14 protein-coding genes and 2 tRNA genes are annotated in these 15394 nt (G+C 67.9%); 5 read left to right on the top strand and 11 right to left on the bottom strand.

Annotation, left to right across the window (positions count from 1 at the left end; genetic code table 11):
* Window positions 1-12 precede the first annotated feature (12 nt).
* Together IH68_RS0124850 and IH68_RS0124845 are read right to left on the bottom strand one after the other, a co-directional pair.
* Window positions 13-705 carry a class E sortase gene (locus IH68_RS0124850; protein ID WP_030939014.1) on the bottom strand — a complete coding sequence of 231 codons (693 nt, stop codon included), beginning with the start codon at window positions 703-705 and terminating at the stop codon, window positions 13-15.
* Window positions 706-729: 24 nt separating this feature from the next.
* Window positions 730-1509, bottom strand: a complete 780-nt coding sequence (locus IH68_RS0124845; protein ID WP_030939011.1) for a DUF881 domain-containing protein — start codon at window positions 1507-1509, stop codon at window positions 730-732.
* A gap of 142 nt (window positions 1510-1651) precedes the next feature.
* Between IH68_RS0124845 and crgA the strand changes: the two genes are divergently transcribed.
* Complete coding sequence (gene crgA, locus IH68_RS0124840) at window positions 1652-1906, top strand: cell division protein CrgA (RefSeq protein ID WP_030939008.1); 255 nt, start codon at window positions 1652-1654, stop codon at window positions 1904-1906.
* Window positions 1907-2175: 269 nt separating this feature from the next.
* On the opposite strand, the gene IH68_RS0124835 is transcribed toward crgA, so the two are convergent.
* Both IH68_RS0124835 and IH68_RS0124830 read right to left on the bottom strand, forming a co-directional pair.
* The gene (locus tag IH68_RS0124835; RefSeq protein ID WP_030939005.1) at window positions 2176-3084 is read right to left on the bottom strand and encodes a rhomboid family intramembrane serine protease; all 909 of its coding nucleotides are present in this window, start codon (window positions 3082-3084) and stop codon (window positions 2176-2178) included.
* A 128-nt stretch (window positions 3085-3212) separates the two neighbouring features.
* Window positions 3213-3746 carry a peptidylprolyl isomerase gene (locus IH68_RS0124830; protein ID WP_030939002.1) on the bottom strand — a complete coding sequence of 178 codons (534 nt, stop codon included), beginning with the start codon at window positions 3744-3746 and terminating at the stop codon, window positions 3213-3215.
* 362 nt (window positions 3747-4108) lie between these two features.
* Here IH68_RS0124830 and IH68_RS0124825 point away from each other — a divergent pair, with 362 nt between their 5' ends.
* Complete coding sequence (locus IH68_RS0124825; protein ID WP_030938999.1) at window positions 4109-4810, top strand: DUF5324 family protein; 702 nt, start codon at window positions 4109-4111, stop codon at window positions 4808-4810.
* A 921-nt stretch (window positions 4811-5731) separates the two neighbouring features.
* Here the strand turns inward: IH68_RS0124825 and IH68_RS0124820 are convergent.
* Window positions 5732-5804 (bottom strand) — tRNA-Ala (locus tag IH68_RS0124820).
* A gap of 181 nt (window positions 5805-5985) precedes the next feature.
* Here IH68_RS0124820 and IH68_RS0124815 point away from each other — a divergent pair.
* Window positions 5986-6534, top strand: coding sequence for a helix-turn-helix domain-containing protein (locus IH68_RS0124815; protein ID WP_030938997.1), 549 nt, complete (start codon window positions 5986-5988; stop codon window positions 6532-6534).
* Window positions 6535-6707: 173 nt separating this feature from the next.
* Complete coding sequence (locus IH68_RS0124810) at window positions 6708-8255, top strand: serine/threonine-protein kinase (protein WP_030938994.1); 1548 nt, start codon at window positions 6708-6710, stop codon at window positions 8253-8255.
* 132 nt (window positions 8256-8387) lie between these two features.
* On the opposite strand, the gene IH68_RS0124805 is transcribed toward IH68_RS0124810, so the two are convergent.
* Window positions 8388-9665: a hypothetical protein gene (locus IH68_RS0124805; RefSeq protein ID WP_234341551.1), complete on the bottom strand. Its 1278-nt coding sequence runs from the start codon at window positions 9663-9665 to the stop codon at window positions 8388-8390.
* A 211-nt stretch (window positions 9666-9876) separates the two neighbouring features.
* A complete protein-coding gene (locus IH68_RS58250) occupies window positions 9877-10005 on the bottom strand; it encodes a DLW-39 family protein (protein WP_003999697.1) in 129 nt (42 codons plus the stop codon).
* 327 nt (window positions 10006-10332) lie between these two features.
* On the opposite strand from IH68_RS58250, the gene IH68_RS0124795 reads away from it, so the two are divergent.
* Window positions 10333-10653, top strand: coding sequence for a DUF6344 domain-containing protein (locus IH68_RS0124795; RefSeq protein WP_030938988.1), 321 nt, complete (start codon window positions 10333-10335; stop codon window positions 10651-10653).
* A gap of 128 nt (window positions 10654-10781) precedes the next feature.
* Here the strand turns inward: IH68_RS0124795 and IH68_RS0124790 are convergent, their stop codons facing one another.
* The 4 genes from IH68_RS0124790 to gyrA all read right to left on the bottom strand — a co-directional run bounded on the left by IH68_RS0124790 (window position 10782) and on the right by gyrA (window position 15384).
* Window positions 10782-11447, bottom strand: a complete 666-nt coding sequence (locus IH68_RS0124790) for a YdcF family protein (RefSeq protein ID WP_030938985.1) — start codon at window positions 11445-11447, stop codon at window positions 10782-10784.
* Between the two features lie 307 nt (window positions 11448-11754).
* Window positions 11755-11831 (bottom strand) — tRNA-Ile (locus tag IH68_RS0124785).
* Between the two features lie 136 nt (window positions 11832-11967).
* Window positions 11968-12771, bottom strand: coding sequence for a DUF3566 domain-containing protein (locus IH68_RS0124780; protein ID WP_030938982.1), 804 nt, complete (start codon window positions 12769-12771; stop codon window positions 11968-11970).
* 18 nt (window positions 12772-12789) lie between these two features.
* Window positions 12790-15384 carry a DNA gyrase subunit A gene (gyrA, locus tag IH68_RS0124775; protein ID WP_030938979.1) on the bottom strand — a complete coding sequence of 865 codons (2595 nt, stop codon included), beginning with the start codon at window positions 15382-15384 and terminating at the stop codon, window positions 12790-12792.
* Window positions 15385-15394: the final 10 nt, after the last annotated feature.

The following is a 15394-nucleotide window of genomic DNA, read 5'->3' as shown; positions in this document are numbered from 1 at the left end:
ACCCGCACCAGACTAACGGCGCAGCGCCTCTGGTTTCCCGGCCTCCACAGGCTGTGTGGAATCCAGATGCGCCCAGACAATCAGCCGATGGCTGTGCCCCCACTCCGGATCGCACGTGGTGAGGGTCAGATAACGGCCCTCACGCGTGTACCCCGACTTACGTGGCACAGGATCGATCACCTCAACGTCCGTCGGCACAGTTTTGTAGGGCCCTTTGTCGATCCGATACGTGAACCAGGTGGTCCCGTCGGTCAGCACCACCGCGTCACCGGGCCTCAGCCTGGGGAAGTCCACGAACGGATCTCCGTACGTCCGCCGGTGCCCCGCCACCGCGAAGTTCCCCTCCTGCCCCAGCTGCGCCGTGTTCGCGTAGTGACCGAGCCCCTTCTTCAGCGTGCTCACGGCGGTGTCCTCGAGCACGGGCTTGTTCCACGTGAAACCAAGCCGCGGGATGTACATGATCGCGAAGGGCTTGCCCCTGACATACGGCGCCGGCCTCCTGGGACCGGCCGAAGCACCCGGCGCGGCAGTGGCCGCCGGATGCGCCGTCTGCTTCGCCCACTGCTCCTGCAGGACATCGATCTGGTGGTTCATCGCGCCGTCCGCCCGCACGCCGGTCCAGAACAACACATAGACGACGAAGAGGACGATCAGGCTACCCACGGTGATACAGAGCTCACTGACGGTCCTGACGACGACGCGCACCGGCAGCTCCCGAAACGGCTCAGTTCACTCCACGGGCTGGGCGTAGTGCAGATCCACTGTGCCCGAGTAACCGGGCAGAGTCACCGTCCCGTCGTGGGTCACTTTCCAGCCCAGGCCGTACACATTCACGTAGACCATGTAGTTCTGGATCGCCGAGGAATCCGACAGCGCCTTGTTCAGCTTGTCGGGATCCCCGATCGCCGTGATCTTGTACGGCGGTGAGTAGACGCGCCCCTGAAGGATCAGGGTGTTGCCCACACAGCGCACGGCACTGGTGGAGATCAGCCGCTGGTCCATCACCTTGATGCCCTTGGCGCCGCCCTGCCAGAGCGCGTTCACCACGGCCTGCAGATCCTGCTGGTGGATGACCAGGTAGTCGGGCTGCGGCTCGGGATAGCCGGGGAGCTTGGCGGTGGCGTCCGGCGGAGCGTCGTTGAGCGTGACGGTGATCGCCTCACCCTTCAGCTTCTGCGTGCCCGCACCCTTCTCCAGGCCCGCGAGCTTCTCGTCCTGTGCCTTGGTGCTGCCGTCGTCACGCTCGGCGAAGGACTCGACCTCCCGACGCAGGGAGCCGTTGGACTCGTCCAGTTCGCCGTTCTTGCGGCTGCGCTCCTGGATGAGGTCGGAAAGCTTCAGCAAGGACGTGTCCGTACGGATATTGGTGCCCTTGGCCGTATTGAAACTGGTGAAGAAAATGAGCCCCGCGAGGGCGAAGACGGCCACGGTGAGCACCCGCACCGGCCGGAAACGGCGTCCGCGGGCAGGACTGGATCCGTCCTGGGGGGAGTCGGCAGAATTGCTCAACGTACCCTTATCTCCTTCGGCGCCGCGGAAGCACTACGCTAACGGACGCCCGGGGGAGCCCTAAGAGTCCCCTTGTACGCTGCTCCGGAGCCAGCCACAGTTCCCTGCGCGGCCACGCAGCGCATCGACAGGAGAGACCCTCGTGCCGAAGTCACGTATCCGCAAGAAGGCCGACTACACGCCGCCGCCGGCGAAGCAGGCGACCAGCATCAAGCTGAACAGCCGCGCCTGGGTCGCGCCCGTCATGCTGGCCATGTTCCTCATCGGCCTCGCCTGGATCGTCGTCTTCTACGTGACCGACGGTTCGCTGCCCATCGATGCCCTGGACAACTGGAACATCGTGGTGGGCTTCGGCTTCATCGCAGCCGGATTCGGCGTCTCCACGCAGTGGAAGTAACGGCCACACCTCGGTGAACATAGCCCTGCCCAGGGCTATCCGCTGAGTTATCCACAGCCTGCAGAAAAATCCACAGAACCCCTGGGGAAAAGAACGACCATCTGTGGATAACCAGTCGCCGGTTGACGCCGATACGACCATCCCACCCGGCTTCGCAAACCTGTTCGCCCCCTGCCTGACCTGCTGAAACACTGGTCGGTGACAGGGGGCACAGCTGTTCCCGCACGCTATGCACAAGACTCGCAACCCGCTGTGGACAAGTGGGCACGTCAGGTGAGCTGAGCCGTCCTGAGCAGGGTCAGGACCACTACGACGACCAGGACCAGGGCGCAGGTGCCGTACTGGACGAGGGCGCGGCGCTCGCGTGGGGCGTGGACCATGGCGTAGCCGGTGATGACGCCGGCGACGAGGCCGCCGATGTGGGCCTGCCAGGCGATGTTGCTCCAGCCGAAGGTGAAGATCAGGTTGATCACCAGCAGGGCGATGATCGGCCGCATGTCGTAGTTGAGGCGGCGCATGAGGACGGCGGTGGCGCCGAAGAGGCCGAAGATGGCGCCGGAGGCGCCGAGGGAGGCTTCGGTCGGTGAGGCCAGGAGATAGGTGAGGGCGCTGCCCGCGAGGCCCGAGACGAAGTAGAGGGAGAGGTAGCGGGCGCGTCCGAGGGCGGCTTCGAGGGGGCCGCCGAGCCACCAGAGGCTGAGCATGTTGAAGCCGATGTGCCAGGGCTCCTGGTGGGTGAACATCGCGGTCACCAGGCGGTACCACTCGCCGTCGGCGACGCCCTGGGTGGCTTTGAAGGGTGCCGGGGGCCATTCGCCGATGAGGACGAGGTGGTCCAGGAGCGAGGTCTGTACGTGGACGGCGATGAACACTGCCACGTTGATCCCGATGAGGATCTTGGTCAGCAGGCGAGGGTCGGCCGTGACGGTGCCGCCGGCGATGGTGCGGGGTCGGGTCGCGGCCGGGGTGTGGCCGGTGCCGGAGTCGCCGCGGGCGCATTCGGGGCATTGGAAGCCGACGGAGGCGTTGACCATGCATTCGGGGCAGATGGGGCGTTCGCAGCGGGTGCAGCGGATGCCGGTTTCGCGGTCGGGGTGGCGGTAGCAGCCGGGCAGGCTCTGGGCGTGCTGGGGTCCCTGGTCGTCCGGGCCTTGTGGGCTGCCTGGCGCCTGGTCCATGAGATCCCCTAGGTCGTCGTTCGGGTGCTGTGCACAAATGCACCGCCCCGCCCATCTTTACGGATGGGCGGGGCGTTTGGTTCCTGCTGTGCGGGGACTCGACCTTGCGGGTGGGGTCCTCGTGGGTCTCAGCCCTCGCGGGTCTCGACGACGACGGACTCGATGACGACGTCGTTGACCGGGCGGTCGGTGCGGGGGTTGGTCTGGGTGGTGGCGATGGCGTCGATCACCTTCTGGCTGGCGGCGTCGGTGACCTCGCCGAAGATGGTGTGCTTGCGGTTCAGCCACGTCGTGGGAGAGACGGTGATGAAGAACTGCGAGCCGTTGGTGCCCGGACCGGCGTTGGCCATGGCCAGCAGGTAGGGCTTGTTGAAGGAGAGGTCGGGGTGGAATTCGTCCTCGAACTGGTAGCCGGGACCACCGGTGCCGTTGCCCAGGGGGTCTCCGCCCTGGATCATGAATCCGCTGATCACCCGGTGGAAGACCGTGCCGTCGTAGAGCTTGTCCGTGGTCTTCTGGCCCGTTTCGGGGTTGACCCACTCACGCTCGCCCGTGGCGAGCTCGACAAAGTTCCGGACCGTCTTGGGCGCGTGGTTCGGCAGAAGCCGGACTTCGATGTCGCCGTTGTTGGTCTTCAGGGTGGCGTAAAGCTGCTCAGCCACGATCTGCCTTCCGTTGTCTTCCTGTGACCCCCTGATCCTCGCACGGTCTGCGTCGTGCGTCGCCCGGCGCCCGTCTGTGAGCTCTTGACGGGGGGTGTTGCTTGCAGAAAACCGGTCGAGTGTGTCCGGGCCGGGGGCGCTCGGCGGCGATCCGTGGCATTGTCGACGACAAGCGCCTGTTGCCCCGTATTCATCCTCTATTGGACTTGATCGGCTCTTGATCGGCTCTTGATCGAGGTGGTCCTGAGTCGGTGTGCATGACCCGGATGCCCGCCCTCACATGCCCCGGTGTCTGTTGACAGGCATGATCCGTAAAAGGGTGGAAAGTCGAAATACCGTACGCCACCGAGGAGGAGGATCCCGTGACCCGCATCGACAGCGTGCGCGCCGCGACCGGTTCGGCGAAGGACAGCGTGCTGCACGCCGCGGAAGTGGTGGCGCCCTACGCCGATACGGCCAAGGACAGGGCCGCGCACTACGCACACGAGGCACGCGTACGGCTCGCGCCGAAGGTGTCCCAAGCCGCGGATCAGGCTCGCGTCCAGTACGACGCTCTTGTCGTGCCGCGTCTGGAGCAGGCCCGTACGCATGTGCCGCCGAAGGTCGACCAGGCCGCCCATGAGGCTGCCGTCCGTACCCGGCAGGCGGCCCGGCAGGCCGCCGACTATTCCCGGCCGAGGCTGGAGCAGGCGGTGGCCGTGGCCGGGCCCGTCAGGGACGAGGCCGCCGCGCGCGGTGCTGCCGCTTTGGCTGCGCTGCGGGGTCAGGTCTCGCCGAAGGAGATTCAGAAACTGGTTCGTCGGCATGAGCGTCGGGCGAGGGCCGGCCGCGCCGCGAAGGTGTTGCTGGTGCTCGGTGCTCTCGCGGGCGGTGCTTTTGCTGCCTGGAAGTGGTGGGACAAGCAGGCCAATCCTGACTGGCTGGTCGAGCCGCCTGCTGCGACGGAGGTTCCGGAGTCGGGCCGGCTGTCGTCGGTGGACGGCAGCGGTCAGTCGGTGCTCGACCCTGAGGTGCAGGCCAAGGAGGCCGAGGAGGAGGCCGCGCAGCGCGACGACGGCCGGTGACGTGATGTGGGCCGAACTACGGCGTGGGGCGGGAGACTTGAGGGTCTTCCGCCCCATTGCTGTGTTTCACGTGAAACACGTCTGGCGGCGCTGTCACTCGCGGACGGCGTCCGCGGTGTCAGTGTCTTCCGGTACCACGGGGCTGCCTCGCTCAGGCTGGTCCGGTGTCCGGGTCCGGGTGTGCAGTCGGTGCGGGACCGGAGCGGGGAGCGGTACCGGCGGTTCTCTGCGAGCAGCCCGGCCTGGTGTGCGCTGACTCGTCCGAATGTCGTGTGCAGGCGGGTCAGGTAGTCGTGGAGGGAGAGGCTGTCCTGGGGACCGGGAGGCCGAGCGTTTCGCCGAGCAGGGTGACGAACTCGCGCAGGGTCGGTGCGTGCGGATGGGCGGCGTGGTGCACGGTGCCGGGTGGGACGTGCTCGGGTGTCCGGGCGAGGGTGGCGGGCAGTGGGCCAGGTCGTCGACCGCGACCAGCGACAGGCGGGTCCGGCCGTTTTCCGGCAACGCCGTTACGCGCTGCAGGAGTTCGGCGACGGCAGGGACGAACCACCTGTCCCGCCGGCGCTGTACACGAGCGGTGGTCTGAGTACTGTGCCGCCGGCGGCGAGTACGGCCTGCTCGGTCTGTAGCCGGGTGCGGCTGGTGGCGGAGGCGGGGCCGGGAGGGGGTTCGTTCTCGGTGAGGTCGCGGTGCGGTCCGGTGCCGTAGACGGCCGTGAGGCTCCAGGAGGGTGCGGTGGACGTCGACGCTTTCCGCCTCGGCGACCAGGGCGCGGGTGCCGTCGACGTTGAGGGCACGTGTCTTCGTCGGCGCTGATGCGGGAGGCACGGCGCCAGGCGGCAGAGAGCCGGCCAGGTGGTGTCGGTCGCGGTAGCGAAAAATCCCCTCCGATCTGCGTTTCCGCAGGTCGGAGGGGATTCGGTGTGGAGCCTAGGGGAGTCGAACCCCTGACATCTGCCATGCAAAGACAGCGCTCTACCAACTGAGCTAAGGCCCCGGAAAGGGAGCATCCCCCGGAAGAACCGCGTACCGGTGGGTGCCGCAGACCAGAGTACCGGGTCACCCCCGGGATCTCGCAAAAAGATTGGGGGTCCCCGTGGACGACCACTCTCCGTAAGATGCTCGGCGTGGTTCGCTACAGCGAACCACAGTACTTGGGGAAGCGATGGGGAGACGCAATGGACGCCGCACAGCAGGAAGCGACCGCAAGAGCGCGGGAACTGCAGCGGAACTGGTACGGGGAGCCGTTGGGGGCGCTCTTCCGTAAGCTCATAGAAGACCTCGGACTCAACCAGGCCCGTCTCGCGGGGGTGCTGGGGCTGTCCGCTCCGATGTTGTCGCAGTTGATGAGCGGCCAGAGGGCGAAGATCGGCAACCCGGCCGTCGTGCAGCGGGTGCAGCTGCTGCAGGACCTGGCGGGGCAGGTCGCGGACGGCAGCGTGAGCGCGGCCGAGGCCACGGAGCGCATGGAAGAGATCAAGAAGTCGCAGGGGGGCTCGGTGCTGAGCAACACCACGACCACGACGAGCAGTTCGGGGGCGCCCACGGTCAAGCGGGTGGTCCGCGAGATCCAGTCGCTGCTGCGCTCGGTGGCCGCCGCGGGGGACATCATCGACGCCGCGGACACTCTCGCTCCCAGTCATCCGGAACTGGCAGAGTTCCTCCGGGTGTACGGCGCCGGCCGCACCTCCGACGCGGTCACGCACTACCAGTCGCACCAGAGCTGAGCCCGTGGCCCGGTCGCCGAAGGGGGTTCGGCAGCCGGGCCGACGGCCGAGGGGAGGCGCGGGGGCTCGTATCTCTCATCACACTCGTCGAGGAACGGCGCTGGGGGGAGTCGTATCACCCGTCGAGGGGCAAGCAAGGGGGGTAGCCGAAGGGGGAGGAGCGACGCACAGCCATGGGTGAGGTCTTCGCCGGCCGGTACGAACTGGTCGACCCGATCGGGCGCGGAGGAGTCGGCGCTGTCTGGCGCGCCTGGGACCACCGCCGCCGCCGCTATGTGGCCGCCAAGGTGCTGCAGCAGCGCGACGCGCACTCTCTGCTGCGCTTCGTCCGCGAGCAGGCTCTGCGTATCGATCATCCTCATGTGCTGGCGCCGGCCAGCTGGGCCGCCGACGACGACAAGGTTCTGTTCACGATGGACCTCGTCGGCGGCGGCTCGCTGGTTCATCTGATCGGGGATTACGGCCCCCTGCCCCCGGCCTTCGTGTGCACCTTGCTGGACCAGCTTCTGTCGGGGCTGGCCGCGGTGCATGCGGAGGGTGTGGTGCACCGCGACATCAAGCCTGCCAATGTCCTGCTGGAAGCGACGGGCACGGGCCGGCCGCGGCTGCGGTTGTCCGACTTCGGCATCGCCATGCGGCTGGGTGAACCGCGTCTGACGGAGACCAATCTCGTGGTGGGGACGCCGGGTTATCTCGCGCCCGAGCAGATGATGGGCGCGGAGCCGGACTTCCCCGCCGACCTGTTCGCGGTGGGCCTGGTTGCGTTGTATCTGCTGGAGGGTGCCAAGCCTGACGCCAAGGCGCTCATCCAGTACTTCGCGGCGCATGGGACGCCGAGCGCGCCGAAGGGCATTCCCGAGCCGCTGTGGCAGGTTGTGGCGACGCTGCTGCAGCCCGACCCGCAGGCCCGGTTCCGCACGGCCACAGGGGCACGCAAGGCGCTGGCCTCCGCCAGGGAGCTGCTGCCGGAACCCGGTCTCGACGACGAGTTGATCGAGATCTTCGACCAACTCGGCCCGCTTCCGCCGGGGTTCGTGCCCTCGGGACCTCTCAAAGCTGCACCGGGGGTGGAGGCGAAGAGGGAGGCCGACACTCACGGGACCGCTGCAAGTGAGGCCCCGTCGCGGTCCGTTGAGCGGTCTGTTGAGGCAGAGGGGCCCTCTCTGCCGTCCGTCTCGGACGCAGACGCCGTGGTGTCCACGGATGTCACGCCGCTGCCCGATCCGCGTCAGGGTCCCCGGCATCGGCCGGAGCCGTCTGTCCCCACGCAGCCGCCCAGCATGTCGGACACCGGCAGCTTCCATCTGCCGCCCCCGCAGGCCACCACCTCCTCCGCCCGAACTCCCGCTCCACAGCCGCCAATGCCCCACGCACAGGCGCACCCCCACCAGGGCGGCCAGCACCAGTCCGGCTACGTCTCCCCGCACGACCCCACGCATGTACTGCCCTCCCCCCAGTCGCACACGCCGCTGCACCCGGCCCAGGCCATGACGCCGGCGTCGGCGCCGTACCAGCGCGCTGATGTCTCTACTGTTTCGTACACCGCCCAGGCCCCTCAGGTTCCGCTTCCCGCGCAGGCAATCTCGCCGGAGCCGACGCGGCGCAGCCATCGCGCCCGCCCCGCACGCCGTCCCGGCCCGCCCGCCAAGGTGGCGATCCCGCTCCTGCTTCTCGCGCTGACCTGCTACGCCGTGGGGTTCTGGGCCCTGACCCGCATCTGAACGACCGTCCGCGGCCCTCGATCCGAGGTCCGCAGGACCTCGCCGGGGCTCGGCGGCATCGCGGCCGGCACCTCTGCCCCGCGCCGGGCCGCGGGCCTCACGAGGCCCGTGCTCTCCACCGGGCCGCAGGCCTCACCAGGCCCGTGCTCTCCGCCGGGCCGCGACCGTCCACACTCCGAGCACGGCGAGCACGACCGTGCCCGTTCCGATCCCTGCCGCGGCGACCGCCTTCATCGTGGCGTGGGCGTCTGCGGTCCCGCCCTCCGCGGCTGCCTGCCGGTCCTGGGCGGTGATCTCGAAGACGTTCCCCGGCACGGACTGCCCTTCGTACCCGGGGCCGTCCTGCGGCGTGCCCTCGACCCCGACGCGCAGCCTCAGCCTGAACGGTCCGTCGCCGAACTTGTCGGCCACTCCCGCGGCGAGGTGCACCACCAGGTAGTACGAGCCTGCGAACCGCATTCCGTTCACGTGGTCGGGGATGGCGTAGCGGTTGGTGTAGTCGACGGCAGGCACCGTGGCGAGGGAGGCCGACTTCTGCTTGCCGTCGTAGCCGACGTTCGCGTCCTCCACGTCGGCGCGGACGGGGTTGTAGAGCGTGAGGGCCAGGGCGTCGATGGCGTAGCCGTGGCCGTCGCCGTTCGCGCTGCCCAGTTCGGCCGTGGCGGACGGCTGTTGGCCCCAGCCGACCGGGACCTTGTAGAAGAGGGTCTGCCCGGGTGTGATGTCGGCGCTCCAGACGCCCTGTCCCACGGTGGCCGCCCGGGAGAACCCCGCGCCGCCCTGGCTGTGCTTGGCCGCACCCGAGACGGGCGTGGGTGAGGCGGAGTTCCACGCCTTGGGCGGGCTCGTCGAACCGGCCTGCTTCAGGCGCGGTTCGGTTGTGGCGGTGATCTCCAGGTCCCAGGCGGCGGGCGAGGAGTCCGCCGTACCGGTGCGTTCGACGACGACGTAGTAGGTGCCGGTGCCCTGGCACACGGGGTCGGCCGGGGAGGTTGTTCGTGCGCCCCACGCCGTGATGGGGTGCGGGCTCTTGGCGGCGCCGAAGCGGGCGCGCTCGTTGGAGCAGGAGTGGTTGTCGACGTCCTGCACCGACACTCTGATGCCGTCGGTGATGGAGAGGGTGGCGTCTGCGCGGGGGATGGCGGTGACGGAGACGTAGGCGTTGGACGCGGCGTCGAGATGAAGGCTGTAGTAGAGCTTCGCGTCCTTGGGGAGGGAGCTGCGGTAGGTCTTGCCGGCTTCGAGGAGCGAGGCGTCCGTGGCTCCTTTCGCTCCGTCCACAGGCTGTGCGTTCTCCGCAAAGGCGTAGGAGGAGGCAGCGGAGGAGACGCCGGTGCTCGGGGTTCCGGCTGCCGCCGCGGTGGCGGTCGGCCAGGACGCCGCAGCTGCCGTGCACAGCACTGCTCCCACGGCCGCCACGCGCGCGCGTGCCGACGGACGCCCGCGCCATGCCCTCGCGCGCCACCACGCCGTACGCCGCCCCATCACGCGCCACCCCTAGTCGTCGTCCGGACCGCTGGACCGTGGCCCATCCTGCCCCGCGAGGCCGCGTCTCATCCGGGCAACACAAAACCCCGACCGCAAGGACGGCCGGGGTCTGTTCAGATTCCGTTGTCGATACTCACGAACCCGTGGGCACGGAGTCAGTCGCCTCCGTCCACAGATCCTGCTCGGCGCGATCCGCCTGGATCTGGCGGTACACGAGGAGCCCGCCGATGGCGGCCAGTGCGACCAGGAGAAGCTTCTTCACCGCGCGACCTCGTCTTTCCTTGACGTAGGGGACTTCTGGCGCCCGACTATACACACCGACCGATACCGATCGGTGACCTACGTGGGCCCCCAACTCCCCTCAGGCAAACCGCAGTAGAACCGGAGTCCACCGCTCCGATCTGAGGGTGATCACATCCCCACGGACGGTTACTTTGCTGTTCATTCTCCTATTTTCAAGCCGTTTGCGCCCATCCGGGTGTTGTTCATCTGAACATCGCCGCGCCACGGGCGTCGGTCCAACACTTCGCGGCCCCGATACACATCATGAGGAAAGTACGCAAATCGCCCGACCCGAAAGTGAGGGGCCATGGCCCAGAACCAGGTCATGAAGCTGTGGAACGTCATCGTCACCGCCTTCCTTGCGCTGTGCACGACGCTCGGACTGATCACGACGACCGCCGCCGCGGTGGTACCGCAGACCGAGGCGCCCGGCAACTGCAGCGCGCCGGTGACGACGCCGACGGCATCCCACTGGTCCTGGTCGTACGCCAGGGCCCTGCCCCCCACGATGAAGCAGCGCATCCGCGCCGAGGCCCACGGAAAGTCCCCCAGCTGCCGCCACAGCCCGCTCACGGAGACGGAGGCGGGCGGGGACATCTCCGAGCCGGCCACTCCCCTCCAGCTGTGAGGCACCGCCCCTGCATTCTCGGCGTAACGGCGAACTTGCGTACCCGAACCGCCCACGAAGAAGACCCCCAACCGGAACCGGTTGGGGGTCTTCTTCGTGCCGCTGCTCCTCATGGGCACCGCGCGGCATCAGGCGGAGTGCTGGTCCGTGGCGAGAAGTCGGCTGGTGAAACCCTCGTTGCACAGCCGCTCGTACGCCTCAAGCACGTCATCCGGAACGGGCTGGCTGATCATGTATCCCTGCTCCGGGTAGATCAGGAGTCGCTGAAGTGCCCCCACCAGCATGTCAATGACCAACCGGGCGTCCTGGACGGAGTCCGCATACTCCTCAAGCGTCATCGGAGTGGACGCGCTGACGATCTCGACTTCGGGCCACAGCTTGCGGGCCGTGGCGTATGCGCGCCTCTCCTCGTACGGCTTGCTGATGAGGAGCACCGAGGAGACATCCACGTCGGCCTCCTCGAGCACGGCCCTGGAGAAGCAGATGTTCTCGCCGGTGTTGCGGGCGTGGGGCTCTACGAGCACCGCTGAGCTGGGCACACCGAGTTCGAGGGCTCGTTCGCGGTAGTGGACGGCTTCCCCACGGGGCATGCGCTCCCGCGTCGTCGGGCTGGTGGCCCCCGTGAACACAAGCAGGGGAGCCATGCCGCGCTTGTACAGGTCCACTGCCGTATCGGCCACACCGAGGTCGTGACTGCCCAGTCCGATCGCAACCGAGCACGGCCGCAGGGTGTGGCCCGTCCGGTGGTAGTCCCACAGGCGTCGGGCGTCGGTCCATGCCTGCGTCGAGATCATTACTGTCCCTTCTCGCCCTTCGCGGAGTCCGGGACCTTGGAGTCGCATTCCCTGGCGAAGCGCGAAGCCGCGTGCACAGCTCTTTTATGTGGTCGATCTCGTATGCCGCGTCGCACAGCACCCGGAATCCGCGGCCGCGACCTGGCTGGTACCGCCGTTGGGTCCACCAGCCGGCTCCCCGTGGACGGCGACAGCGTGCGGGAAGCCGTCGGGATGCTCGCCGAGCTTCTGGAAAATCCGCTCATCGGCTGTTGTCAACCGGTGATGTCAAAGACCCCCGATCCGAGTGGACCGGGGGTCTTTTGGCTGGTGGGGCTAACAGGATTTGAACCTGTGGCCTCATCCTTATCAGGGATGCGCTCTAACCAACTGAGCTATAGCCCCGCCGCGCTCTGCGGTGTGTGTCCCGCGCGCTGACCCCTGAAGATTAGCGCACGACGTGGGCAGTCCCAAAATCGGTTGTCTCAGGACCGGCGGCAGGACCGGCGGCAGAGGTTTGCAACGGGCGTCACGGCCGATGTCACTCGTCCTCGGCGAGGGTCAGCTCGATGCCGCCGACGAAGCCCGCGGAGAGGTTGTAGATGAACGCGCCGAGGGTCGCGAGAGCCGTCGCGAGGACGACGTCGATGACCGCGATGATCGACGTGAACATCAGGACGTGCGGGAGCGACAGGAACGACTGCAGGTCGAAGCCGTTCGACTCGTTGGATCCGGTGGCCTCGGAGATCGTGCCGCCGACCGTCGAAAAGACGCCCATCGCGTCCATGACCATCCACAGCACCGCGGACGCGACGATCGTGCAGATGCCCAGCGCGATGGAGAGCAGGAAGCTCACCTTCATGACCGACCACGGGTCGGCCTTCGCCACGCGCAGCCGTGCCTTGCGGATACGGGGCGTGGTGCGCGCGCCGGTGCGCGGCCGCCGTACGGCACCGGTCGGTGACTGGGCGGGCGCCTGGGCCTGGTTCTGGTAGGCCTGCGGCGGGTGGTAGGGCCCAGCGGCCTGCTGCGGCTGCCGCTCACCGGGGAGCGGAGAGGCCGCCTGGGGCGGTGCGGGCTGGGCCGGAGGCTGCTGAGGCTGCGGCTGGGCGGCCGGAGCCGCTCCGGCCTTCTGCTGCTGCGTCTGCGGGCCTCGGGCTTCCGTCACAGTTCCCCCCTGGGATCCATGCGTCTCGGACGAGGGCGAGTCGGTCTCAGCTGCGTCGATCTTGCGCAGTTGGGTCGTGTGCGAATCCGTCGCACGCGCGGCGGAGCCACGGCCGCCTCCGTCCGATTCCGTACCCGTGGGGGTAGCGGCCGATCCGGCGCCCGTGGCTCCGCTCACGATGACTCTCTCCTCGTGCTACTCGGCCGAGGGCGCCTCACCCTCGTCCGTGCCGGTGGTCGCGGCACCTTCGGCGGTCTCGTCGACGGCCACATCGCCGTCGACCTCCTCCGCCTCGCGTCCCGCCTCGGCGTTACGAGCGATACCGACGACGGCATCGCGCTTGCCCAGGTTGATCAGTTGGACGCCCATGGTGTCACGGCCCGTCTCCCTGACCTCGTTGACTCGCGTACGAATCACACCGCCCGACAGCGTGATGGCGAGGATTTCGTCGGTCTCCTCGACCACCAGCGCGCCGACCAGCGAACCGCGGTCCTCCACGATCTTGGCAGCCTTGATACCGAGGCCGCCGCGACCCTGGACGCGGTAGTCGTCGACGGCAGTCCGCTTCGCGTACCCACCGTCCGTAGCAGTGAACACGAACGTACCGGGTCGAACAACATTCATCGACAGAAGTTCATCGCCCTCACGGAAACTCATGCCCTTGACACCGGAGGTGGCACGGCCCATGGGCCGCAGGCTCTCGTCCGTGGCAGTGAACCTGATCGACTGTGCCTTCTTGCTGATCAGAAGCAGATCGTCATCGGCTGAAACGAGTTCGGCTCCGATCAGTTCGTCGTCCGAACCGTCCTCCGTCTCCCGGAGGTTGATCGCGATCACACCGCCGGAGCGGGGTGAATCGTAATCCTTCAGCGGCGTCTTCTTGACCAGGCCGCCCTTGGTGGCGAGGACGAGGTACGGCGCCGCCTCGTAGTCGCGGATCGCGAGGATCTCGGCGATCGCCTCGTCCGGCTGGAAGGCGAGCAGGTTCGCGACGTGCTGGCCGCGCGCCTCCCGGCCGGCGTCCGGAAGCTCGTAGGCCTTCGCACGGTAGACGCGGCCCTTGTTGGTGAAGAACAGCAGCCAGTGATGCGTGGTCGACACGAAGAAGTGGTCGACGATGTCGTCCTGCTTCAGCTTCGTGCCGCGTACGCCCTTGCCGCCCCGCTTCTGCGAGCGGTAGTCCTCCGTCTTGGTGCGCTTGATGTAGCCGCCGCGCGTGATGGTGACGACGATGTCCTCTTCGGCGATCAGGTCCTCCATGGACATGTCGCCGTCGAAGGGCACCAGCATCGTCTTGCGGTCGTCGCCGTACTTCTCGACGATCGCGGCGAGTTCCTCGCTGACGATGCCGCGCTGGCGGACCGGGGAGGCGAGGATCTCGTTGTACTCGGTGATCTTCGCCTGGAGCTCGTCGTGCTCCTGGATGATCTTCCGGCGCTCCAGGGCGGCCAGTCGGCGCAGCTGCATCTCGAGGATGGCGTTCGCCTGGAGCTCGTCGATCTCCAGGAGGTCCATCAGGCCCCCGCGCGCGATGTCGACGGTGTCGCTGCGCCGGATCAGCGCGATGACCTCGTCGATCGCGTCCAGGGCCTTCAGCAGACCGCGCAGGATGTGCGCCCGCTCCTCGGCCTTGCGCAGGCGGAAGCGCGTACGGCGGACGATGACCTCGATCTGGTGCGTCACCCAGTGACGGATGAACGCGTCCAGGGACAGCGTGCGCGGGACACCGTCGACCAGCGCCAGCATGTTGGCGCCGAAGTTCGACTGCAGGTCCGTGTGCTTGTAGAGGTTGTTCAGGACGACCTTGGCGACCGCGTCCCGCTTCAGCACGATGACCAGGCGCTGACCGGTGCGCGAGGACGTCTCGTCGCGGACGTCCGCGATGCCGCCGATCTTGCCGTCCTTCACCAGGTCGGCGATCTTCTGCGCGAGGTTGTCGGGGTTGGTCTGGTACGGCAGCTCCGTGACCACCAGGCACTGGCGGTTCTGGATCTCCTCGACCTCGACGACCGCGCGCATGGTGATGGAGCCACGGCCGGTGCGGTAGGCCTCCTCGATGCCCTTGCGGCCGACGACGAGCGCGCCGGTCGGGAAGTCGGGGCCCTTGATGCGCTCCATGAGCGCGTCCAGCAGCTCCTCGTGGGAGACGTCGGGGTTCTCCAGGTACCACTGGGCGCCGGCCGCTACCTCGCGCAGGTTGTGCGGCGGGATGTTGGTCGCCATGCCGACCGCGATACCGGCCGAGCCATTGATCAGCAGGTTCGGGAAGCGGGCCGGCAGGACGGTCGGCTCCTGGGAGCGGCCGTCGTAGTTGTCCGTGAAGTCGACGGTCTCCTCGTCGATGTCACGGACCATCTCCATCGACAGCGGCGCCATCTTGCACTCGGTGTAGCGCATGGCCGCCGCCGGGTCGTTGCCCGGAGAGCCGAAGTTGCCGTTGGAGTCCACCAGCGGCATCCGCATCGACCACGGCTGCGCGAGGCGGACCAGCGCGTCGTAGATCGAGGAGTCGCCGTGCGGGTGGTAGTTGCCCATGACGTCGCCGACGACGCGGGCGCACTTGTAGAAGCCGCGCTCGGGGCGGTAGCCGCCGTCGTACATGGCGTACAGGACGCGGCGGTGGACGGGCTTGAGGCCGTCCCGGACGTCCGGCAGCGCTCGCGAGACGATGACGGACATCGCGTAGTCGAGGTACGAGCGCTGCATCTCCGTCTCGAGCCCCACGGGCTCGACACGCATCGCGAGTTCGCCGCCCTCTTCAGGGGTGACGGGAGTGTTCTCGTCGGCCATTGCTGGTGAA

It is taken from the genome of Streptomyces sp. NRRL S-646 (assembly GCF_000720765.1).
In the GTDB taxonomy this organism is placed as follows: Bacteria; Actinomycetota; Actinomycetes; order Streptomycetales; family Streptomycetaceae; genus Streptomyces.
The sequence above is the reverse complement of the archived record's forward strand: the minus strand, read 5'-3'. Positions and strand labels throughout refer to the sequence as shown.